This is a genomic window from Brevibacillus nigriterrae, assembly GCF_049846925.1.
Lineage (GTDB): Bacteria > Bacillota > Bacilli > Brevibacillales > Brevibacillaceae > Brevibacillus_H.
In genome coordinates this window covers 1-23322 of record NZ_JBNCMT010000041.1, presented here as the reverse complement: position 1 = coordinate 23322, position 23322 = coordinate 1, and the positions used below count along the sequence as shown (strand labels likewise).

22 protein-coding genes and 1 rRNA gene are annotated in these 23322 nt (G+C 36.2%); 16 read left to right on the top strand and 7 right to left on the bottom strand.

Annotated elements, in window-relative coordinates; translation table 11 throughout:
• The first annotated feature begins 121 nt into the window (after nucleotides 1-121).
• Nucleotides 122-1504 (top strand): sucrose-specific PTS transporter subunit IIBC, encoded by a 1383-nt coding sequence (locus tag ACPW7N_RS23055; RefSeq protein WP_425653824.1) that lies wholly within the window; start codon nucleotides 122-124, stop codon nucleotides 1502-1504.
• Between the two features lie 151 nt (nucleotides 1505-1655).
• Complete coding sequence (locus tag ACPW7N_RS23050; protein WP_425653797.1) at nucleotides 1656-2495, top strand: PRD domain-containing protein; 840 nt, start codon at nucleotides 1656-1658, stop codon at nucleotides 2493-2495.
• Between the two features lie 420 nt (nucleotides 2496-2915).
• Here the strand turns inward: ACPW7N_RS23050 and ACPW7N_RS23045 are convergent, their stop codons facing one another.
• Nucleotides 2916-3077: a hypothetical protein gene (locus ACPW7N_RS23045; protein ID WP_425653795.1), complete on the bottom strand. Its 162-nt coding sequence runs from the start codon at nucleotides 3075-3077 to the stop codon at nucleotides 2916-2918.
• A 274-nt stretch (nucleotides 3078-3351) separates the two neighbouring features.
• Here ACPW7N_RS23045 and ACPW7N_RS23040 point away from each other — a divergent pair, with 274 nt between their 5' ends.
• On the top strand, nucleotides 3352-3942 hold the full coding sequence (locus ACPW7N_RS23040) for a stalk domain-containing protein (RefSeq protein ID WP_425653793.1): 591 nt from the start codon (nucleotides 3352-3354) through the stop codon (nucleotides 3940-3942).
• Between the two features lie 293 nt (nucleotides 3943-4235).
• On the opposite strand, the gene ACPW7N_RS23035 is transcribed toward ACPW7N_RS23040, so the two are convergent.
• Both ACPW7N_RS23035 and ACPW7N_RS23030 read right to left on the bottom strand, forming a co-directional pair.
• Nucleotides 4236-4604 (bottom strand): DUF6713 family protein, encoded by a 369-nt coding sequence (locus ACPW7N_RS23035; protein ID WP_425653792.1) that lies wholly within the window; start codon nucleotides 4602-4604, stop codon nucleotides 4236-4238.
• Nucleotides 4605-4893: 289 nt separating this feature from the next.
• Nucleotides 4894-5820, bottom strand: a complete 927-nt coding sequence (locus tag ACPW7N_RS23030; protein ID WP_425653791.1) for an AraC family transcriptional regulator — start codon at nucleotides 5818-5820, stop codon at nucleotides 4894-4896.
• Between the two features lie 185 nt (nucleotides 5821-6005).
• Between ACPW7N_RS23030 and ACPW7N_RS23025 the strand changes: the two genes are divergently transcribed.
• Nucleotides 6006-6743 carry an SDR family oxidoreductase gene (locus tag ACPW7N_RS23025; RefSeq protein ID WP_425653790.1) on the top strand — a complete coding sequence of 246 codons (738 nt, stop codon included), beginning with the start codon at nucleotides 6006-6008 and terminating at the stop codon, nucleotides 6741-6743.
• Between the two features lie 912 nt (nucleotides 6744-7655).
• On the opposite strand, the gene ACPW7N_RS23020 is transcribed toward ACPW7N_RS23025, so the two are convergent.
• Nucleotides 7656-8741, bottom strand: a complete 1086-nt coding sequence (locus ACPW7N_RS23020) for a tyrosine-type recombinase/integrase (protein ID WP_425653823.1) — start codon at nucleotides 8739-8741, stop codon at nucleotides 7656-7658.
• Between the two features lie 136 nt (nucleotides 8742-8877).
• On the opposite strand from ACPW7N_RS23020, the gene ACPW7N_RS23015 reads away from it, so the two are divergent.
• The 8 genes from ACPW7N_RS23015 to ACPW7N_RS22980 all read left to right on the top strand — a co-directional run bounded on the left by ACPW7N_RS23015 (nucleotide 8878) and on the right by ACPW7N_RS22980 (nucleotide 16934).
• The gene (locus ACPW7N_RS23015; protein ID WP_425653789.1) at nucleotides 8878-9399 is read left to right on the top strand and encodes an exonuclease domain-containing protein; all 522 of its coding nucleotides are present in this window, start codon (nucleotides 8878-8880) and stop codon (nucleotides 9397-9399) included.
• A gap of 381 nt (nucleotides 9400-9780) precedes the next feature.
• Nucleotides 9781-10203, top strand: coding sequence for a hypothetical protein (locus ACPW7N_RS23010; protein WP_425653788.1), 423 nt, complete (start codon nucleotides 9781-9783; stop codon nucleotides 10201-10203).
• Between the two features lie 89 nt (nucleotides 10204-10292).
• On the top strand, nucleotides 10293-11243 hold the full coding sequence (locus ACPW7N_RS23005) for a helix-turn-helix transcriptional regulator (RefSeq protein ID WP_425653787.1): 951 nt from the start codon (nucleotides 10293-10295) through the stop codon (nucleotides 11241-11243).
• Between the two features lie 256 nt (nucleotides 11244-11499).
• A complete protein-coding gene (locus tag ACPW7N_RS23000; protein ID WP_425653786.1) occupies nucleotides 11500-11976 on the top strand; it encodes a hypothetical protein in 477 nt (158 codons plus the stop codon).
• Between the two features lie 113 nt (nucleotides 11977-12089).
• Nucleotides 12090-14195, top strand: a complete 2106-nt coding sequence (locus ACPW7N_RS22995; protein ID WP_425653785.1) for a phospholipase D family protein — start codon at nucleotides 12090-12092, stop codon at nucleotides 14193-14195.
• 894 nt (nucleotides 14196-15089) lie between these two features.
• Nucleotides 15090-16133, top strand: coding sequence for a restriction endonuclease (locus ACPW7N_RS22990; RefSeq protein ID WP_425653784.1), 1044 nt, complete (start codon nucleotides 15090-15092; stop codon nucleotides 16131-16133).
• Nucleotides 16134-16356: 223 nt separating this feature from the next.
• Entirely contained in the window at nucleotides 16357-16710 is a 354-nt protein-coding gene (locus ACPW7N_RS22985; RefSeq protein WP_425653783.1) for a helix-turn-helix domain-containing protein, read from the top strand.
• Nucleotides 16659-16934, top strand: coding sequence for an IS3 family transposase (locus ACPW7N_RS22980; protein ID WP_425653782.1), 276 nt, complete (start codon nucleotides 16659-16661; stop codon nucleotides 16932-16934). Before ACPW7N_RS22985 ends, ACPW7N_RS22980 begins: the two co-directional genes overlap by 52 nt.
• 1166 nt (nucleotides 16935-18100) lie before the next feature.
• Here the strand turns inward: ACPW7N_RS22980 and ACPW7N_RS26800 are convergent.
• The 3 genes from ACPW7N_RS26800 to ACPW7N_RS22970 all read right to left on the bottom strand — a co-directional run bounded on the left by ACPW7N_RS26800 (nucleotide 18101) and on the right by ACPW7N_RS22970 (nucleotide 19996).
• A complete protein-coding gene (locus tag ACPW7N_RS26800) occupies nucleotides 18101-18304 on the bottom strand; it encodes a DUF6199 family natural product biosynthesis protein (protein ID WP_482759059.1) in 204 nt (67 codons plus the stop codon).
• 351 nt (nucleotides 18305-18655) lie between these two features.
• The gene (locus ACPW7N_RS22975) at nucleotides 18656-19339 is read right to left on the bottom strand and encodes an immunoglobulin domain-containing protein (protein ID WP_425653781.1); all 684 of its coding nucleotides are present in this window, start codon (nucleotides 19337-19339) and stop codon (nucleotides 18656-18658) included.
• A 270-nt stretch (nucleotides 19340-19609) separates the two neighbouring features.
• Nucleotides 19610-19996, bottom strand: a complete 387-nt coding sequence (locus ACPW7N_RS22970; RefSeq protein ID WP_425653780.1) for a hypothetical protein — start codon at nucleotides 19994-19996, stop codon at nucleotides 19610-19612.
• A gap of 502 nt (nucleotides 19997-20498) precedes the next feature.
• On the opposite strand from ACPW7N_RS22970, the gene ACPW7N_RS22965 reads away from it, so the two are divergent.
• The 4 genes from ACPW7N_RS22965 to ACPW7N_RS22950 form a co-directional block, all read left to right on the top strand.
• Nucleotides 20499-21224 (top strand): Fic family protein, encoded by a 726-nt coding sequence (locus tag ACPW7N_RS22965; protein ID WP_425653822.1) that lies wholly within the window; start codon nucleotides 20499-20501, stop codon nucleotides 21222-21224.
• A gap of 173 nt (nucleotides 21225-21397) precedes the next feature.
• Nucleotides 21398-22267: a phosphorothioated DNA-binding restriction endonuclease gene (locus ACPW7N_RS22960; protein ID WP_425653779.1), complete on the top strand. Its 870-nt coding sequence runs from the start codon at nucleotides 21398-21400 to the stop codon at nucleotides 22265-22267.
• Between the two features lie 50 nt (nucleotides 22268-22317).
• Nucleotides 22318-22737, top strand: a complete 420-nt coding sequence (locus tag ACPW7N_RS22955; protein WP_425653778.1) for a hypothetical protein — start codon at nucleotides 22318-22320, stop codon at nucleotides 22735-22737.
• Between the two features lie 487 nt (nucleotides 22738-23224).
• Nucleotides 23225-23322 (top strand): 16S ribosomal RNA (locus tag ACPW7N_RS22950); the annotation flags it as partial.

Here is a 23322-nt window from a genome sequence, read left to right as displayed (position 1 = left end):
AAATGAGGAGCATTTCGACGTTCAGTATTGTGCTGAACGTCTTTTACTCATAATCGGAAACCGTTTATCACATCATAAAAAAACAATAAGAATGAAGGAGGAACTAAAGATAGTTAACAGGATGTATTCGAAAGAAGTTGTGAAAGAGTTATTGCCATTTATAGGGGGAAAAGAAAACATTAAAGGAGCGACCCATTGTGCATCCCGACTCCGTTTGGTGCTTGAAAACGAAGAAGTAGTTGATATAGCTTCCATTGAAAAGATGGAGAGTGTGGATGGAGTCTACTTGAGGGCCGGGCAAATACAAATTATTTTTGGGGCAGGTATTGTAAATAAAGTATATAAGGCATTGGTTGAAGCGGAGGGAACCCAATCAAGAAATCCTCCCAGCCGGATCGAAGAGAACAAGACGATGGGAAAACCTATCACTCAATTTATAAAGACCTTATCCAGCATCTTTATACCAATTATTCCTGCTATAGTGGCCAGCGGTTTACTAATGGGTTTTATCGGTATGGTGAGGGCATTTGACTGGATTGCCCCTGATAGTGCATGGATGAGGATGCTTAATATATTTTCTAGTTCCGCCTTTATTATTTTACCTATCCTTATTGGCTTCAGTTCAGCCAGAGAATTTGGCAGCAATCCATTCTTGGGTGCTGTTATTGGCGGCATATTAACACATCCTTCTTTATTGAATCCTACCGAACTTGGAAACAACACTCTGGAATATATGAATATGCTTGGTTTTAAAATCGCATTAATCGGTTATCAAGGTACGGTTATTCCTATTTTGTTATCGGTATTCGTAATGAGTAAGATTGAAAAAGGTTTAAGAAGATGGGTGCCTCATACTTTGGATTTATTGGTGATCCCCTTCATAATTGTTATCTTAACGGGCGTAATCTCTCTATTAGTGATTGGGCCTTTAGGTATGTGGATAGGCGGTCTGATTACAAATAGCCTGGGTTATGTCTTTCAGTATGGCGGATTCATTACCGGAATCCTTTTTGGCGGTTTATATGCGTGCATCGTTATAACCGGATTGCATCATGGCATACATGCGATTGAGGCGGGGCTGCTTGCTGATCCGAAGGTTGGAGTAAACTTTTTGCTCCCCATTTGGTCGATGGCTAATGTTGCCCAGGGCGGGGCCGCTTTAGCGGTATTTTTCAAAACAAAAAATAAAAAACTGAAGGAGATTGCCATCCCTTCTGCGCTTTCTTCCTTTTTGGGAATCATCGAACCTGTTATTTTCGGAATAAACCTCCGACTAGTCAAACCTTTTATTGGAGCGGCCATTGGAGGAGCGCTAGGCGGTGCTTATGTTGTATATACTCATGTCGCAGCAAACTCCTTTGGCCTGACAGGAATTCCAATGATCGCGATTACAGCACCACTTGGAATGCCTAATCTAATCCATTATCTCATTGGTTTTTTCATTGCGGTTGTTTCTGCGTTCATTGCTACTTGGATGATGGGGATAAAGGAAGAGAAAGAATAAAATCCATTTACCTATTTTGGATTTAATTGGATGAATGCCAATCATGTAGTTACAGTAAAATTGATGTAACGGACTTCACGGGTGTACTATCTCTCTTCTTGCTCACAATGAAATTGAACAGGTGACTGGAAGATAGAGAAGGAGGAACACTATGAAAATCAAAAAAATTTTAAATAACAACACGGTTGTGGTTAGTGATCGTGGAGAGGAAAAGATAGTCATAGGGTTAGGGATCGCGTTCCAGAAAAAAAAGAACGATCCCGTCATTCAATCGAGGATTGAAAAAATCTTTGTTATGAAAGATAGATCAGAATATGAAAAATTCGAAGAAATAGTAACAACGCTACCTGAGGAACATATTCAGATTGCCGAGGAAATCATCTCCTATACAGAAAAAGAGCTGGGTGTTTCATTAAATGAGCATATTCATATCGCGCTTACCGATCACTTGTCGTTTGCCCTAGAACGATTGACCAACGGAATGCTTATTAAAAATACCTTGCTTAATGAAATCAAAATTTTATATCCCAAAGAATTTCAATTAGGATGCTGGGCGAAGGCATTGATTAACGAAAAGCTGGGGATTGAGATCCCGGAGGATGAAGTCGGTTATATCGCGCTGCATATCCATACGGCCAAGATGAATGCTGGAACTATAGAAAAGACACTAGATATAGCCATGATGATACGGGATATGATAGAAATCATAGAAAGCTACTTAAATATGAAAATTGCGGTGGAAACCGTTTCGTATGAGCGATTGGTCACGCATTTGCGTTTTGCCGTACAACGTTCGGAATCTGGAGAATGGTTTGATTTAGGACCAGAAATGCTGCAAATTGTTAAAGAAAAATATAAAGAATCTTATTCCTGTGCACAAAAAGTAGGTCAATTCGTAAAAGAGGAATACGACTTTGAATTTCCTGAAATGGAATTTGTTTACATTACGATGCAAATTCAAAGGGTTTATAGTAGATTGGGGATAATGTAATAACTGATAAATAGGAAGTTGGTAGAATCCGAATTCAATGTTCGCTGTTAAACAGGTTAAGCTGAGCTTCCTAGATTCGTTATATAGCAAGAAATAGAATCTCTCTGACCGATTGGGTGAACATAGGGAGGAGACTGGGATGCGAATACCAAGCGACAGCGAGCTCACATTTCTATTTGAAGGAGACGAGCAACAGCTTCGGCAACTCATTAAGAAGCATCATGAAATATTGGAGCGCCGCAGATGATTGGGAGAGAACTGGCTACACGCTAATCCGGCGCGGACCAAGGAGATGTTTCGTATCATTGATGACAAGCTGGATTTCTCGTGATCAGGGCATTTTTGAATAAAGGGTTCCATGCAAAAAAACGCGGAAGGGGCTGCTCATTGCTAGCTCCTTTCGCGTTTTTGATATACCCGTTAAGAACCGTACTTTTTGACAGCTGCCACTAACAAAACAACTAGGCTTGCTCCGGGAGTGGCATCCAAAACCATTTTTCCTTCTTCCGTACAGTTCTTGTACGTCTGCTTCAAGTTCTGAAAGTCTAGGAACCGATTTTTCAGGGAGAGGCCGGAGTCCATTAAGCTCATCCCGAGCACGAATGGGGTCGAGGAAACCGATAAGGCCGTAATCATTCCGCTCAAAGCGGACAGTCACAACAAATAGATGAGAAGAGGAGAGATCATTATGGTTAAAGTAAAAAAACAGACATCGCAAACAATCAGCCATTTATTTTTGGCGGGTATCGTTACAATCGCGGGCATTACGGTAACCCACAGCCCAAGGGACTTCATCTTTCTCCAATGAAAACAAAAATTTCTTATCAGTTCCCTTTTGCCGCTGCAGGGGAGGTATTTGGCTTTTTGCTTTCTAAGCGAATATCCCCCATTTAGTTTAGGGAATGAAGTTAAAAACTCGGTAATAACACAAGAAATAATCGATAACCTTTACATCCCAAATGACCAGAATGGTGGTTTCTATTTAGAAAAAGACGACGACTTTATAATTAATGTAGATCAAAATGGAAAACTAAAATGGAAATATGAAAAGGCGGGATTACCCTATTCAGTGGTAGAAGATATTACTTCAGATATTTATGGAAACGTTTATTTCTCAGATAGTTTTGGTAACCAATATTCATTATCTCCCACAGGTAAAGAGCTATTTGTATTTCTTTATAATTCATACAACCAACAAGCATCAGGAGATATAAGTTCTTGCCTCGTAACAGGAAAATCTGGAAACCTTTATAGTGTTATTGAGAATCTAGGATTAATTTCAATCGGGAAAAAAGCTCCCCAAATATATATTAATAATTCCCCCTTGCCATTGAAAGAATCGCCAATTATTGAAAATGGAACCACTTTAGTACCTTTTCGTGCAATCTTTGAGTTCTTTGGATTAAGTCTAACTTGGGATGATCAAACCAGAACAATAATAGGATGAGCTCACTCGCACACTTGGACTATCGATGGAGTGTTCAAAGAAAATAAAGTATTAGACCGGAGATATTGATCTTATGAGGATTTTTGATTTGGAAATCGGCATCTTTTGAAAATTAAGTATTAGACTGATTTGTTTAAAGGACAATCGGCAGCCTTGGACGAGAAAATAAAGTCCTAGACTGCCTCTGCTTTATTAAACAATCGTTTTCTTGTTAGCTTAGTCGTCAGTTCTTTATATATGAGTTTTATTATTGCTATCGAATCAAACATCTTTGTCTTTGATATTATTGGTACTCAGTTATTAAATAGTAATACTAAATGAATAGCTGCAAGGATTCCCATTGGATAAATAATTGTTCTTGAAAATGTATTTTTAAATCCATTACGGGGGTGCTTTTCAAAAAAAAGGTGTAGGATTGCATGTATGATTAAAAATAAATCTAGGACCCAAAAAGTAACTGTCTGGTATTTACTAAAAAGTAAATTGAGTATTATTGTGTAAAGAGGAAGGTGAATAAATGTGAAGACTTTATAAGCTTTAGAATCTTCCATATCCTTAAGCACGATAAACAATCTCCACTCAGAACGTCTTATCGCATCCATTTCGTGCAAGAGAAATAAAGATAAGTTAATCAAGAATAACTCAAGCAAGAGATCAGGCATTTAAAAATCCCCCTACAAAATTTTTACTTTATGTTACTACACCTTAATAAATAAAGAGATCAAAATACAAATCGAACACAACATTATCACAATTTGGAAAACCATGTCCTGATTATTTGAAATCCCATACCTCTATATTTTAAGCTTAACTGCTTGTTAGTTGAATAACTGGCCGCCAGTCTAACACTTTATTTCATAGTCTAGTACTTTATTTTTCGGTCTAATACTTTATTTTACAGTCTACAACTTTATTTTCACGGAACATGGAGAACACGGTCTTTCCTGAAATTCAGCCAAACATATGGGAGCCTGCGATCGAACCGCGAAGCTTCCGAATATCCAGCATCGGAGGATGTCCGTACTTACGTGCATATTCCCGGCTGAACTGGGATGGGCTCTCGTAGCCAACGCGGAAGGCAGCATCGGAGGCTTGCACGGATTCCGTCAACATTAAGCGCCGGGCTTCCTGCAAACGCACTGTCTTCTGGTATTGCAATGGGCTCATCGCCGTGACGCGCTTGAAATGTTTATGAAACGCAGACGTGCTCATGTTCACGGACTTTGCAAGCTGCTCGATCACGAGCGGACGGTTAAATTGCCGGTTAATCAACTGGATCGCATGAGCAATGTTGTGCGCATGGCTACCGCTGATTGCGAATTGATGCAAGAAGGTGCCTTGTTCGCCTTGAAGTATTCGATACAAAATTTCGCGGGTGACGAGCGGCGCCAGAATCGGAACGTCCTCAGGGGCGTTGAGCAATTGCATGAGCCGCACGATTGCTTCGAGTAATTCAGGAGATGTTCGGTTCACAGTTATTCCACGACAGGCTTCTGCGGGAACGAAATCTGGGCAATTCATCTCCTTCATGATGTCTACGATGACGTCTGTGTCGAAGCTCAGTTTCAAACTTAAATATGGAGTCTCGGGCGAAGCTTCGATGATTCTGCCGATGATCGGCAATTCGACAGAAGTGACCAAGTAAGTCGAAGGATCGTACCTATAGGTTTCGTTGGCCAGTGTGGCTATTTTCGCCCCTTGCGCTACGACGCAAATGGATGGCTTATATACAGATTCAAGTGGCTCCGACAACTGTGTGGCATGCATCAGCGCTAAAGCAGGCACGGCCGTCTGATGCATGCCGTTCGAAGGCGCATGGTGACGTATCAAGACCGCCAATTGTTGCAAGGCTTGCTCCAAGCGAAGTAATTCGTTCATGTTTGCGAGTTCCTTTCCAATACTGATCAAGTTTACTCTAATAATAACGAGATAGAAGAGAATTAGGCAAGGATCGAACGGGTTTGTTCTAACAGCTTAATACAAACATTTACTAAAATAAACTTGCAAGGTCGAACACAGCAGATATCCAAACAGCCAAAATCAAAATAAAGGGGAGAACGGAAATGAGTTTGAATGGGAAAGTTGCGATCGTAACAGGGGCGTCGCGGGGCATTGGAAGGCAAGTGGCAATCCAATTGGCTGAAAACGGCGCAAAGGTTGTCGTCAATTATTCCTCGAATCAAGAGAAAGCAGGCGAGGTTGTAAAGACGATTGAGCAATTCGGCGTCGACGCAACTGCAATCTGTGCCAACGTGAGTAAGGTGAGCGAAGTCAAAGCGTTATTCTCGGAGACACTCGAGCGCTTTGGGCGAGTGGACATTCTTGTCAATAATGCCGGAATTATGGAATGCACGGCTATCGCGGACGTAACAGAGGAGATGTTTGATCGGAATTTCGCTATCAACGTGAAAGGTACTTATTTCGCTTGCCAACAAGCGATGAAGTATATGGAAAAAGGCGGGACGATCATTAACTTTTCGACCAGCGTGTCGGGCGCAATTCTCCCGACGTACAGCGTCTACGCTGCAACGAAGGGTGCAGTCGAGCAGATGACTCGCCAATTAGCAAAGGAATTCGGTCCTAAGGACATCGTTATCAATTGCATCGCGCCCGGTCAAGTGTCGACAGAGTTATTCTTGAACGGCAAATCACAGGAGTTGATTGATTCTTACCGTCGAATGAACGCGTTTGAACGGCTTGGCGAACCAGTGGATATCGCGAATGCGATCGAGTTGCTCGTCAGCGACAAAGCCCGTTGGATAACAGGACAAACGATTCGGGTAAACGGAGGGTTCAACTGAACCTATTTCTCTGATCTTCAAAACGCAGTAAAAGAAAAATATACAAACCGTCCTCAAATAAAAAATGACCAGCATAGTGGTCGTTTTTTATGTTAAAACTTTAAGTTTTTGTTGTTCGAGTAGTCTTGCCAGGTTATCTAGAGTTCTCTGGTGATTTCGTTTGGGTGGAGGAGTGAGGCGAATTTTGATTTGATTTTTGTCGATTCTATTCATATTCTTGACCTCCAATTTATCAATTTGGAATTATTTTACATTTATCCTAACTTTATCTTACAACGGATTTTATTTAATGTAAACATATTTTTAAATAATTTTTTTAGAGTAACTGAAATTTATGTTAGATAAAGCACCGACTATAGATAAGTACCAATTAATAGATTCAGTGTCTTTGTCGATATCAATTGAATAAATTTCACCTAAATAATTCATATCTATGTAGATGGAGGTTTTGGTAGATTGACAATTCTAGTCTAGGAATTAACTAATTTCTTATTTATCTGCTTGAAGATGCAACAAAATCTACGTGAAAAATAGCGTATTTGTGTAAGGTAAACAGTTTTTCTTCATTTGAGTGAATGCATATTAACCTGATACAAAATGGACTTTTTGGTTATTTAGTAACCAATTTATAAGTAATCTCGATAACGAATATTGAACAAATAGTACTTGAAGCAAACCCCTTACGTTCCTTGAATGACTGGCTTCTTTTAAGTTAACATAATATATATTCTGTTAGTAGATTCATAGAGTTATAGAGTCGTTCAGATAATTATCGTACCGTCCATGGATATTATGGTTAGTGTCCCTGATAGTTATGTTTGACTAGAGTAGGCGTTTATAAACATGAAATTCCAAACAAAAAAAGAACGCTTTTGGCGTTCGCAATTTTACGTTTATGAGTGATAACAACCTTTAAGTAAAGAATATCTGTCCAAATTTCTCCGCTGCTTCTTGCTGCATATTGGGTAGTAGGTGACTGTATGTATCCAACGTCATTCTTGTGTTGGCATGGCCCAAACGTTCCGCGACAATTTTGGGATGAACTCCTTGAAGGAGTAGGAGGGTAGCGTGTGTATGACGCAAATCGTGAAAGCGAATATTTGGTAATTCAGCTTTCTCAATGATATTTTTGAATTGACGATTTAGATTGCGGGGATTGATCGGAGTATCTGCTTTTGATTGCACGACTAAATGATCTGGCAAACCTTTCCATCGTTTTAATTCCTGTGTAACTTCGGTGGGGAGAGATAATGTTCTGCGACCAGCTTTTGTTTTGGGTGCAGGATTCATTCGTTTTCCATCATGACTTAGTGTTTGAACAATAGAAATGATGCCTCTTTCCAAATCGACATCTTTCCAACGTAACCCGAGAATTTCTCCTTGTCTCGCTCCGGTAGTTATAGCAAGTAAAAAGGCTAAATAGTAAGGGTAACTCTCAGCGAACGAAATAAATTTTTTAGCCTGATCAAGATCCCACACGACAATTTCACTTTTTTCCTCTCTCGGAGCATCCAATAACTCAGCCACATTTCGGTCAATTAATTCCCATCTCACAGCTTTTTTCAAAGCTGCTTTTATAAGCGTATGGATCTTTCTTAAATTCATACTAGAAACCTTACCCTCTCTAGCAAGGTTATTATAAAATTCCTGCAAGGTAAAAGGCTTCAGCTTTCCAAGAGGAACATCTCCAATAGCAGGGATGATTTGTTTACGGACAGCCCAGGTGTACTGTTCCAATGTGGAAGGGCGAATTCGAAGTTTTTTATCCGTTAAGAATTGTTCCATGAACTCACCGAAAGGCATCTGAGAGTATTCGTTGTAATGACCATTCTTTATTAGGATGAGTAGCTCAGTTGCAGCATTAACAGCTTCTCGTTTTGTTCTGAAACCACCTTTTGATTTTGTCTTTCGCTTTCCTTCTGTTGTTTTACCGACAGTTATTCGATAGTACCATGAGTTTCCTCGTTTGATTACGTAGGGTTTTTGTATAGGAACCACTCCTTTTACATAAGAATCCGTGTATCCAGAAATTATAAACAAAAGATTCTGTTAATGAAACAGATGTTCCCTGACAGCACTTGTCATAATCACCTGTATTCTTTTCATAGAAGTCCACGATGAGGAGTGATACCGGATGAATTATGTGATTATGGATATAGAATGGATTGTACCAACCTCATATGATGATTTCCCAGAGATAATTGAAATTGCAGCTATAAAAGTAAAAGAAGTCGATGGATTATTACTAGAGGGAGAAAGATTTCACCAGTATATTAAGCCTTCTTTTCGAAAGTTAAACCATAAAACAATTGATATGATAGGATTAAAGACTTTCAATTTTCGTTTTGAAACAAAATTCCCAAAAATCATGACTAACTTTTTCAAATGGTTAGGTAAGGAAAAATATGTGATTATGACTTGGGGACAACAAGACCAACTTGTACTTGAGCAAAACTGCAAAATGTATAGTATCAAGGTTAATTGGTTATTACCATACAAGGATCTTCAATTTGAGTTCATGTCAGCGATCAAAGCGAAGAGGAAAGTAGGTTTACAGCAGGCTCTCCAAATATCAGGAATAAACTTTACTGGTAAAAAACATAGCGCAATCAATCATGCACAATATACCTGTAAAATGTTTATGAAGTATTTTTAAACATTTTCAGGTAAGGAAAATCAGATTCGTAAATTATTATCTCCCCCTCACGAGCATATCAAGAAAAAGAAAAACACTCTGATTTCAAATATTCCTTACCATTTATCGAGATCCAAAAGAAAAGGACTATATTCTAAATTATGCACCGTAGAGTTTAACAAACTACTTTCAAAATTTAAAAATAGTTGTGCTCTAACAGGTTCCGGTACGAATTTAAGTATTGATCATTTTATTCCTCTCTCAACCGGACATGGAGGAACTTATATTGGAAATGTATATCCACTTAATAGAAAACTAAATGGCTTAAAGGCAAATCATAATCCCTTTGAATGGATAACATCAATAAACGATAGTGAGATAGAAAAAAACTGGGATAAACTCGTGCAAATACTTGCTGGATATAATGGATTAGGAGTAGGAGAATTTATCAATTATGTTTACTGGTGCTTCGACAACCCAAGAACCAATAAGGAAACTAAACGCAATATGTATATTCCTTCATTGAGCCTCTGGGAAAAGAACGCAATACAAATAAAACAGGTTCAATATTACACTAGAAGAGGAAGCGCATTTTTCTTTAAATTTACGATTGAAAAACAAGGAAATGAAGAACTTCTTAAGGTAAAAACCGTAATAGATGATCAAGATAACCCAATAGTTGTTGGATTTCAAAGTCGCATTAACATCACGGAACGAGAGATTGACGATATAAAACGAATAATATTCAGATGCTTTTCATCTAATCAAGCAGAAAGTCTATTCTCTAACAAGTTAAAATATATGAATATTAAAACCCACAAATAATTGTGGGTTTTTTACTTTTAGAAGGAATTAACAAATAAAAATAGTACTTATTTACTGTATACATTTTCCTAATCCCGGAGGTTCTACCAATGGAACTGATACAGCGTTTATTTTACATACTCACTACCATTCAACAAAACCCTGGTGTAACAGCTCCGGAACTCGCAAAACAAACAGATACTTCAACTCGAAGCATTTATAGGGATATCAAGAGACTCGATGAATGCGGGATTCAAATCATGCTAGAAGGGAACAAAGGGTATTTTTTGATAGAGAACCATATTCATACTCCTGGGCAACTTGGTGCACAAGAATACTTAGCGATTTCTTTGTATCCCGTATTGTCTGGTCAGACCAAATTAAAAGATCATCCATTTCAAGAGTCATTTCAATCAGCAATGGAAAAAATTCTCACTCGTTTCAAGGTAAATGACAATCTTATCCATCTAAGTAAACGTATTCGAATCCATTCAGATCAAATCGATACAGAACATGATCGTATTATGGAGAAGATTATCGAGGCAATCATTAAAGAGGTAACGATTATATGTCAATATTACACAATGTCACGTGAAGATTTAACGAATCGAATGATCGACCCATACTACCTCGTACCGCGTGGTGGCTACCTTTACATAATTGGATTTTGCCATGAAAGAGAGGACATTCGGGTATTTCGGTTAAATCGTTTCCGTTCCATTGAATTGACCGCAAAACGATTTTATATTGAAGACGGATTCGAAATTGAAACATACTTAGATAAGCTATGGGGAATCAAAGGAGAGTCAGAAGAAGTAACTTTTACAGTCAGATTTTCGAAGGAGGTCGCGCGTTATATTAAAGAACAGCGCTATGATTCGGCTCCAATCCTAGTGGATAATGAGGACGGCTCATTAACATTGACTGTCACTACAAGAGGTTCAGAGGAATTCTTACGTTGGATGAAGCAATACGGAAAGGATGCAGAACTATTAGGACCAGTAAAATACAGAGAACAAATGCTTGAAGAGATAAAGCAAATGTATTCTATGTATAACTGAAGAATATTTTGACAAATGCTGTTAGCAGAACTAACGTTCCCTGACAGCATTTGTCATTAGTATGATTATGATTGTGATGAAACAAGAGATTATAGAAAATATCTGTTTGGGTTAGAACGGTTTAGGAAACAATGTTTCTGATTTCAGAAGAAAACAAAAATAGATAACGCTAAAAAGTAGCGAAGGAAGAAAGGTTTCTTGAATATAAATAATTCAAGAAAATTTCGAAACTATTAAATGTAATGGAGGGAATATTTTGATTAAGAATCCAATTCAATTAATAAACGATTTTTTACACGCTTCTGGGGATGCCAATGATTTATCTATTATTCAGCATGAGTTGTTATTAGCTCCGCACATACCGAAAAGTCTTCCGGTAAATAAGTGTGCGATTTATGTCTTCTCAATCTCACAATTTTATGGCGAAATTCATCCTGTAGGCGCAAACCGAATATTAAAGGTTGGTAAGGTTGGTCCCAAAAGCAATGCTAGGTTTTTATCCCAACATTACAACCCAAAATCCGCTAAGAGTACATTAGCCGGTAGCATAATCAGATCAAAAATTCTTTGGTCTTTTCTTGGGTTTGAAAGAATTGATGAGAACTCTATTAAAGATTGGTTATTAGCATTTACAGATAGAGATCATTTCTATCTCGATGAAAAAAATATTAACTTGCTCGATGATCTTGAAGTTTATCTTCGAGCCCATCTTGGCCCAGTATTCGAAGGATAAAAATAAGATTGGACCTATTTATTTTTACCGTATATTCCGGCATTTACGGATCAGAAAAGTGTTTTCGGTTAAGAATTTGTTAGGTAGAAAAATTTATAAAATAGGAGGCATCTATGTTATCTGTAGAAGAAAATCAATTATCACTTTTTGATGAGCAACAGAACGGCTTCGATATTGAGTTCTTACATTTAGTAAAGGATATGGAACCAATAAAAATGAGTATTGAAGATCTTTTTAATGCATCATTATTTGATGAACTTCTAGCAGTAACATATGTTGCTTCTCCAAAATTTTTCTTTAGTATTACTAATAAATTTAAGAAGATCAGTCTAATTCTCGGAATAGAAGATGGAGATGTAGCCGGTCCATTTGCATCTGGTTTAGATAAATTTCTTGATGTAGAAGCGCGCATTACTTTTTTTCAATCATTACCTATATCAGTAAAGGAAAATATATGTGCGAATCAATATCATGTTCGATACGCAAAACAAGGAATTTCGGTGCATTCAAAATTTTATCTATTAAAAGGCGAAAATACAAATCGGGTTATCATGGGATCTGCTAATTTTACAGAGAATGCTTTCCGGAGTAAGAAACAATTTGAAGATATTATAGTATTCGATAACTCTCCTCTATTTGAAGTATATCGGAGACGGTATCTTCAGATATATGAACAAACTTCAGACTATATTCCAGAAATAATAAAGACAAGAAGTCTAAAAGAGCAAATTTGGGTTGCTGATCCAGAGATAATAAAAGATATTTTGCTTGATGAGATTACTAAAAATCGGGTAATACTCCAATTATCAGAAGATGAAATGGAAAAGATTAAGCTTCTACCTGACAAAATTGAAGTAGAAAAGGAAAATGTTATTAAATTCAAACAGATCGTTGAAGTTATTACAAAAAAAGAAACAAAATCCAAAACATATAAATTTCTTCCTTTAGCTGAATTAAAACAAAAGGCTGTTGCAATAAAATCGATAATATCAAAGACTCATAAAAAATCAGAAGAATTGGATAACAGGTTTCATCTTATATATAATGATGTAACCCATTTACTTTATACAGGAAACTTACAACCACTTAAAGAAGAAAATCACAAAAATCAAGAGCTAATTCCCTTCTCGAAGCCAATTGGAAGTCATGAAAAACTTTTAAGAAGCCTTGAGCTTATTAACAAATTTATTGAAGCCTATAGTTTGTTTACAGCTCGCGAAGATATACGTAACCAATCCCGAATTTGTGAAATCATAATATACAGTTTCATGGCAGCCTACATCTGGAAGATGCGTGAACACTATGCAACAGAGGAAGGTCGTGAAAGCGTAAGGCGTCATTTTCCACCTTTTTTGATAATCGCGGGTCGTTCAATGTCTGGAAAAACTACTGCACTGGAATTTGTTGGAATGCTATTGGGCAACATTAAGCCCTACATGGCCTATGAGCAAGTAAAAGATGCGAACATCTTATGGGATTACTTCCATTCATCAAATGTTAATCCGATATTAATAGACGAGATCGATCCCAAGTTTTTTACCAGCTCGGCAGCAAAAAGAGGGGAACGTCTAATAAAGTTTATTAGTAATGAACGTAAGGGTAAGCACCCGGCATTAATCGGTACCACAAATGCTACAGGATTTGATGTAAATTCACAAACCGCGATGCGAATCTACTATCTCCAAATTGACAATACCTTCCAGAAGTCATTAATGTCTAGTTCGAGCAAATATTTAAGTGAAATCATGACGAATATTGATTCGTCTTTATTCCAAGACTTTACATATAGAATGTCTCAGACTCTGAAAGATTGTAAAGAATTCTATTCATCTGATGATTTTTTGCATGTGGCCAGAATGATATTCAAAAGCTATTATTCTGAATGCGGTCTTGATCTTCCAGATTGGTTTCCAGAGGGGAAATTTAACGATTATGACGAACGTGGAAAATTCATCTGGCGTGAGTTATTCCGTAGTCATAGACAAAATTTTGATGTTCGTGACGATAACTCTATTTTTATTAATATTGACGAATTTGGGAATCAGACAAACAAGGACAAAACTAATAAAATTAACTTTTTGCCTCCTGAATGCATTATTGAGGATGGCCCAGTTCTTGTCATTAACAAGGAACTATTTTTTAAGTTTATTGAATGGAATGATGTATCGAATATTTCTATTCTACAAAAGTTAGCAAAAATTTTCAGATCTAGTAATTAGGTGTGTGACGTAAAGGTTCATTATTAGCAAAGCAACTTTAAGGAATGCATTTTCTAAATTATTCGCACCATACTGTAATCTAAGTATTATTAGATAAGTTAAAAAGCTGAATTAGAGAAGCTAATTCCAATAGAATAATTATGAATCAGATTTTGACGAAATGTCAAAAAAATTAAAGAAAAGAGGAGACGTAATTGGGAAATAGAGTTGTATATTCTCTAACTTTTTTATCATCCGCTTTGGTATTAAGCAATTCATATTACCAAAACAAGTTGTTCCTATCATTTACTAATACGTTATGTATCTTGACACTAATCATCTCTGTAATTGGATTTTTTAGACATAGAAAAATTAAATAATAGAGATACTTTTGCACTTATTTCTTGTAGTATGGGTTATATATACTTACAACCACCATGTAATGAATTCATGACTACAGAAAAATATAATTTGGGATATTAATAAAAGCGCTTATTACAGCAAGCGAAGATATATATCCGATTAATTTTCTTCAACAACCTCTATTTGTGTTAAGTGAGTATAATTTATAAATCAGACGGGTTAATGTTACTACCTATTGGAAGAATAAATCTAATTGTTTAAAAGATTTCATTGATTCCCTTAAAGTTCATTATTGGATATTTTTATTCAACTCAATCAGATAATAGCTTTCAACATATTTCCTGTAATAAACAATAAGAATGATACTAAAAAAGAGCATGTCAAAAGACCCTCAAATGTTTTCTGGAAAGTTTTTTATGAACTTGGCTTCAGAAGAGTTTTCATTTTATACAAATAACCCCTGTCATGGTTTACTATTTAGTAAGACTACAGCAAAATGGTGGAAACACATTTCTGCATAAAACAATGATCTATATGAATAGAGGTACTCGAATGGATATAGATGACTTTATCGAAACATACGATTTAAGCCATGATGACGAATCTAATAGTTATATTATTTGCAAAAAAGTAGCCGAGGGAATAAAGATGGAAGATGTACCAGAAGCAATAAATTTCTTTTTCCATCGGGATGAATTTGAGAGTCGCTTTGGATTTAGTTTGCCTAATGAGAGTATTCCTGAAGGAATCATAAGTATAAACGATGGTAATTCTTTTATCTGGATGTCACACTGTTGGCAAAAAGAAAACTGGCAGTTCCCGCTTAATATTAGTCATCATATCGATTTGATGAGTAGGTTACTTTTATTTAGGGAGCAAGAATTCAAAGACGTTTCGGATATTCAATTCGAAAATATGGGAACGCACGTTCTTTTGAATTATGCAATTCACCCGAAAAACGTTTGTCTCCTATCCGATATCTTCAAATACGGATATTCTGTTTTAGATTGGGTTGATCAAGAAGTAAATAAAACACAAGAGTTACTCACCGAGCAATTAAAAAGGATTCAATCGGATTATTCGAAATTAAAGTTGGTAGAGGTTCCAGCTCTTATTGAAAAAATAAAAGTGCTTATAGATAACAAAGACAAGGATCAACGGAATCAAAAAGGTCTTTTACTGGAGGAGTTAATTTCTAAGCTCTTCGCAAGTGTACCAGGGTTTACCGTATCCGAACGCGTGCGAACCAAAACTGAAGAAATTGATATAGTTGTCCTAAATAGATCAACAAATCCATTTTGGCTGAAAGAAACCCCACTCATTTTGGTCGAATGTAAAAATTGGTCATCAAAATGTGGAAAGGATGAATTAATCCTTTTTAAAGACAAAATCCTCAACAGAAGAGGAAGAGCAAAATTAGGTTATTTTATTTCTTGGAATGGATTTAAAAGCACATTCAAATTAGCAGATCTCCGAACATCGCAGGATGACATTTTAATCGTCCCCATAGACGGCCAAGAGTTAATGGATAGTATTGATAAAGGTAATTTTGACAGCCAATTGCAACATTGGTGGAGTGAAGCACTAAAAAATTAAATTAAAGCCAAACCAAGTGGCAATTCTGTTCTATATTTATAGCTGTTACAAACAGGAAAAGACATGGAATCACCTATGATAAGATATGGTCAAATTATATAATACATTAAAAAAGAAGCTTCCTCTTTAGGGACTGCCCCGTAAAGTGAGACAAATCAAAACACCTTCAAGAGAATGGAACCATGTCGTAAGATATGGAGATAATCTTGGAGGTGTTTTTGCGTTGGCAACAAGAGTTAGTTACCCCATGGAAGTGAAAATGCAAGCGATTCAAATGAGAATGGCAGGCATTCCAGTAAAAGAGGTCATGAATAAACTTGGGATATTTAATGTGACTCAGTTGAAGGTGTGGATGAAGTGGTATCGAGAAGGTGAACTTTATCGATTAGAGCAGCCGGTTGGCAAACAATACAGCTATGGCAAAGGTCCAGAATATTCGTCTGAACTCGAGAGAGTGAAAGCAGAGAATCGGCTTTTAAAGCAACAGTTGGATGTGTTAAAAAAGTACAAGGAAGTAGAAAGGAGGTGTCACGAAGAGTTGCGGCTAAGTCTGTGGAAGCAGTCAAAGGAGAAATAAGTATTACCCAAGCTTGCGCTTGGTTAGGTATTTCTCGATCCACTTATTATCGGTGGAAAACAAGAAGCTTTCTAGAGCAAAAGGATCCTACGGTTGAAAAGATTCGGCAACTTTGCATGCAACATAAATTTCGTTACGGCTACCGAAAGGTCACTGCACTTCTTCGGAAGAAGCAGATGCCTTGTAAACCTGACCCCTGCATTTTGCTGTTCAATTGTTCGTGATTCGGACAGGGGCGCTGAATGTCAAAAGTGTAACAATCCCAGAAACTGAAGTGGTTGGATTCTCTAATTTTTCAGATAATGAAACTTCATCGGAAAACCCAAAAACTTACTTTTGCTGCGGAGAATTTTTTGTTATGTTTCCGATAAGGTTCATTATCGGAACTTTTTTGTTAAGCTAAAGAGCAGCATTAGTGCAGTAACTACCCATTTTACAAAATGTGTACCCAGTTAAATATCTACTTAACAATGGGTTTGGATGGTCTTGCTACACAATAATTACAATCTGAATCAGAGCATTTTTCTATATTCCATTGATTGCAGTTCGGGCAAAATTCTGCGTCAAAACGGTCGTAGTACACCAATTTTCTGTTACAAACAACACACCTTTGTTTCAGTATACAACCACCAATTTTCATTCCGTTGATGCCGACAATTCTTTTGTTTCTATTTTCATATATTTTCATTGGAACACCTCAGCTAAGGATACAAAGAGTTATTACTTAATTTTATTTGGATGACAGTTGGTAGGAAAGTAAATCATTCATTTATCACAATAGTTAAGGTGTTAATTATTAAACCAATCCTTAATCCGTGGCCAGAATGGAAAAATCAAATAGTGAATCATTAAATAAAGCATGATTGTTGGAAGGATAGTTCTTTCCAAAAAGGTGATGGAAAAATACTCTTCAACATCTTGAGGAAATGAGGGGAGTAGAACCATTAAAAAGATACAAATGAACATTCCAAATAATAGTTTTTGTCTAACTTTTACGATGGTAAATTCCATGTCACTTTGGTTCATCAGGGATCACCTCAAAAATAGGATTCTAACCTTATGAGATTTTACCATATTTAGGAATTCGGTCAATTTAACTCATCGGTAAGTTTGCAAAGATTCCTGTTGATTAGCTGACTTTATCGATAATCAAAATTAGTAAATATGCACCCAAGAATGATGTAATGATCGTTTGGAAGGCATATCGTTTAGGGTCATTGACAATACGATGAATGGTCTCAAGAAAAAATATTAAAAATAGCATTGCTATAAAACCAATAAAATACAGCATTGAATCATCCTTCCAAAAATTACTACCAAAATTATACCAGAATTTTTGAAGAATCGAACAGTTAAACAAAACACACGATTTGTAAAACAGAGGGTGTACTTAGAGATTTTTGGTCATAAACCAGATTAATGGTCCCAAGAAAGCCAAGATACCAAATAGCCGGAGTAATAGAAAATATTGTCTTGATGGGTAACGTGTAGATTGCCAACTGCCAAGAAGCTCCCAAGCAGCACGTGGATTTAGTGCTATAAAGCCAGTGATAACGAACCAGAAGAGATAGAAAATAATTACAAAGACCACCATTCATCATCACAGCTCCTTCAGTAAGTATCTACGACTAGCGGGTAATAAAGTTACAGCTTTTGTAAGTGAATTAACACATCATTACTTGTGCTAAATGGGAGGGGGAAGGGAAGAAACGTTCCCTGATGTATAAGAAGGAAGCTAATAGAAAATGTCCCGAGAAATCGTGACATAGAAGTTCAATCTTATGTCGGATTCACTACAGGCAGGCGTGGCTCTAAAGGTCTATTTCTTTCCTCTACTATCGTTTGAATATCATCAACAGGATTTTCTGCAGCAAAGCTTTCACCCGGCAGGATAAAAGTGAGTACTAGAACAGAGAACAATAAAAAAGCTCTGCTTAGCAGAGCTTTACTCAACTGTAATTGTGGAGTATGTTTTTCCTTCTCGTTTTTTTCCTTTAATTACTTGCTTTACTGAAAAATCTAAAGCATTGTGTCTAAAAGCAGGTATAAATTTTACAATTTTTTTGTAGTAGCCAGTAGATTTATCATATTCAGCTGAGACTTCTTCAAGGTTAAAGGAATAATTACTTTCAAAAGTATACTCAATTGAGGGATCAGCATTGTACTTTATGACAAAGAAGACTTCATCCCCTCTTTGAAGAGTAGCAGTTGACGGGCTAACAGTAATGTCAATTTGAGACTTATCAATAATCCTAACAGATATTACTCCGCTTGCATAAATTGTTTTACCTTTAGTATCTATTTGATCCATGTAGAAAGAAATATCATAGTTTCCTGTTTCAGTTGGAGTAAAGTATCCTTCAGTAAAGTGGAATGTGTCTTCTGTTGATGTTTTAACCTTTGTGAGTGATTTCCTTTTCTTATTTGCATATACTTCAAATTTGATATCTGAAACAGTCCCAACATTTTCAGTTTTTGCAATAACTTTAACTGATTTGCCTACCGCTAATTTATGTTGATTTACAATAGTAATCTCTGAATCAAGGGGAGCAGGAGCAGCAATTACTGATTCGAGTAATAGTAAAAAAAATAAAAGAAAAGATGTGAAATACTTTAATAACTTCTTCATAAATTCCTCCAACGAGTTTTTTTACTCTAATGATAACAATATGGCAAAAAAATACAAATAAGTATGTGATTAGAGTCCTTGAAAACAAGTTGGTTATTCTTACGGCAGTTTTGTGTATGGAGGCTGGTTACCACTTGAAGTTTTATTAACGAATACATTTTCTGAAGTTATCGGCAACATCTACGAAACTCTGAGATACTTGAGGCTTCTTAACAAAAAGAGAAATTGAGTTAAACAGACCATCTTTATTCAGGCCTTCTAAGTATTCGTTCATTCCCCAATAAAAATCTGATTTAGCATGAATTTCGTTTGCTCAAATGAAGCTCTCTCACTAAGCGTTTCTCCATCATGATCTAAAAACATCTTTTCCATATGTAAGACTTGTAATAAAGACCAGAGGTAACGTTCACTATCATTCTTCGGTTTTAAATTGGTAAACATTTCACCAATTGATTCGTTTGAAGGTTTGCCATTTACATCAAGTGTGATTATTTCATTATAGAATTTATAACCAGAATCGTAGAATTCCATACTTATTTCCTGTTGCATCGCAGATAACTCATTAGAGTATTGCACATATTCAATAAGCCCATTGCTCATTGGTACAGCGTTTGTAGTTAAATTGTATGATAACAATAAACTCAGGATTAAACTCATTCGATAAATCCTCCATATATAATTTTCTGTAATATACCAAATTTTATTGTAATGTTAAATGCCGATTCTATAGGGAGGTTTTTTGTGAGTGAAGTTACTAATTTGGATGAGTATGGAGGGGCATTTAACAAACTATGACATATGTTAAATTAATTTGTTCAAGTAATGAGATTCCTTTGTTGAACAAAAAGAAGTGGATTGATTTAAAATACACTTCCAAAGTTTAATCAAAATAAAAAGATTTTTTCTGGTTCCGATAAGGTTAATTATCGGAACAAATAATTTTACGCTGGCTACCTGATTTAATGGTAGCCCAATTTAATTGGAATAGTTCAATTTATCTATTCGGCAACTAATGAGAACTTATCGATGAGAGTATTTTGCTATAGGTTTGATGTATCCGCCTAGAATTGATAATAAATCTATTCAGCCCTCGTAATTCCTTTAAAATGAATTATAATATACATACTGGAAGATGTTTGAAGGGAGATAGAAGATGGCCATTCTTGATGAGATCGATTTATTAAAGAAAAAACTAGATGATAAGCGACCATTACCTGAGCACGTAATGCGTAACATTCACGAACATCTAATAGTTGAATGGACATATCATTCTAACTCAATTGAAGGCAATACACTTACTTTAACTGAAACAAAAGTTGTATTGGAAGATGGGATTACAATTGGTGGGAAATCAGTTAAAGAACATTTAGAAGCTCTAAATCACCGAGACGCCATTACACTACTTGAAGATATCGTGAAAAAGAAAGAGAGATTCTCTGAAAGAATCATTAAAGATTTACATGGAATAATTCTAAGAGGAATCGACCAAGAAAATGCAGGCAGTTATCGTAAAAACAAAGTTTTAATAAGCGGTGCCATACATATTCCACCAGACCCCATTTTCTTAGATGATCAAATGAAGGAACTTATTGAATGGTACCACGGTGAAGGCAAACAAATGCATGCAGTTGACCGAGCTGCAATTTTACATAGTTTATTTGTAAAGATACATCCATTTATTGATGGAAATGGGCGTACTGCAAGATTGCTACTTAATTTAGAATTAATGAAGTCTGGTTATGTTCCAGTTGTAATTAAAAAGGAACAGCGACTAACTTATTATCAGGCATTAGACAAATCTCATGTAGAAAATGATTATACTGATTTTATTCAAATGATCTCTCAACTTGAGAAAGAAGCCCTCGAGTTTTATTTACAGTTTTGAAACAATAGAAGCTCTCAAGCCTATTGAAATAGGATTTGAGAGCTTCTTCTATATCTTGGTTCCGATAAGGGTAATTATCGGACCTTTTTATTTTGTTTGAAATGTAGAATTACCATAATATGATACAATAATAAAAGAGAAAAATTAAGGTAGGATGAATAGGAGTAAGTTACATGAACGAAATAGAACTAAAGCAAAAGTTCACTAACTTAACGATTTGGAAGAAGAGTGGGCAAAGAGCACCTCATAAACCGTTACTAATTCTTTATGCTCTTGGAGAATTTCAAAAAGGAAAAACAAATCTCCAATATGAAGAGGTAAGAGAAAAACTAAAGAATTTGTTAATTGAATTTGGACCACCTCGAAAATCCTATCATCCTGAAGAGCCGTTTGTTCGACTCTTAGGAGATGGAATATGGGATTTAACTTTTCCAATAGATAAGCGTAACTTCAGTGACAAACTTCTATTAAGAGAGAGTGTAGCTGGTGGGTTTAATAATGAAGTTATCGAGCTACTACAAAAAAATAATCAATTAGTTCAGGAAATCACTTCACAAATACTACAAGAACACTTTCCAGAAACCATGCATGAAGACATTCTTGAAGAAGTTGGATTAAATAATAGCTTATATTATAAAAAACATAGAGATCCCGAGTTTAGAGAAAGAATAATAAGAGCATATGAATACAGTTGTGTAGTTTGTGGTTTTAACGTTCGTTTAGGAAGGAATTTAGTTGCAATAGAAGCAGCTCATATAAAATGGCATCAGGTCGGGGGACCAGATATTGAACAAAACGGAATTGCGCTTTGTTCCCTTCATCATAAATTATTCGATCGCGGAGTATTCACTATTTCTTTTGATAATCGATTACTAGTATCAGAAGATGCTCATGGTACTTCTGGTTTTGAAGAGTGGTTGATGAGATTTCATGGCAAAAATCTTCGACAACCAATTCGACCTGAGTATGCTCCTAAGGATTCATTTATACATTGGCATGTAAAAGAAGTATTTAGGGGACCTGAACGGTTTATATATATGTAAGTTATTCTGAATACATTGATAAAAGATTATTATTTGGAACAGGTGAAAAAATGATTACAGAAAATGACGTAATTGAAGCGGTTTGCAAACATTTAGTAAATCAGGGTTTTGTTATTCAGCAGGCACTAAATACAAATGAAAAAGGAGATGACATAATTGCATATCATCCTAAAGAAAATGTCAAAATTCTAGTTGAAGCAAAAGGAGAAACTAGCAGCCAAGTACATACTAAAAGATACGGTATGCCGTTTACGAGTAATCAACGCAAAACTCATGTGATGCAGGCACTTTATCGATGTGCAAAGATGCAATGTGAAGCAAAGGAACATTCAAATATTAAAGTAGGCATGGCATTTCCTGGAGATAACATTCACCGTAAATGGTTAACAGATATTAAAGACTTTTTGTTTCAAAACCAAATAATAGTTTTCCTTGTGAACCAAAACAAAGCAGTTGAACAATGGATGTAAGTATAGACTAATTAACAATATAATAGCTAGATTTAATTCGAGTTCCGATAAGCGCTATTATCGGAACTCTTCTATATTAATACTACAAATTCGGTTTTGAAGATATGTTTATTCCAAAAACTACATTTGTAATAGGAAGCATAAACGTGATAGATTATAAATCCACCCACGAGGTGCTAATATAACTGAGTGGTAATTACCAAATATTGAGGATTGAGTTCAGGAAGACAAACGTGATATATTGTTCTTCCGGCCAACGAGAGTACAAGATTCTGATATAGAAATTCTAGCGATCGAGTGGCGAACCTACCAAATATTGTGGGTTGAATTGATAGAACGAAACATGATATATTGTAACTCCGCCTCTCGAGAAGAGGTGAGAGCAAAGAAAACAAAATGCTCTTTGAAAACTGAACAATAAAGCGTTTTGAAAGTGAATCAAACACTAGCCAAGCAAAATGTTTTGTAGTTTAGAATCAACTCAAATTTATTGGAGAGTTTGATCCTGGCTCAGGACGAACGCTGGCGGCGTGCCTAATACATGCAAGTCGAGCGAGGGTCTTCGGACCCTAGCGGCGGACGGGT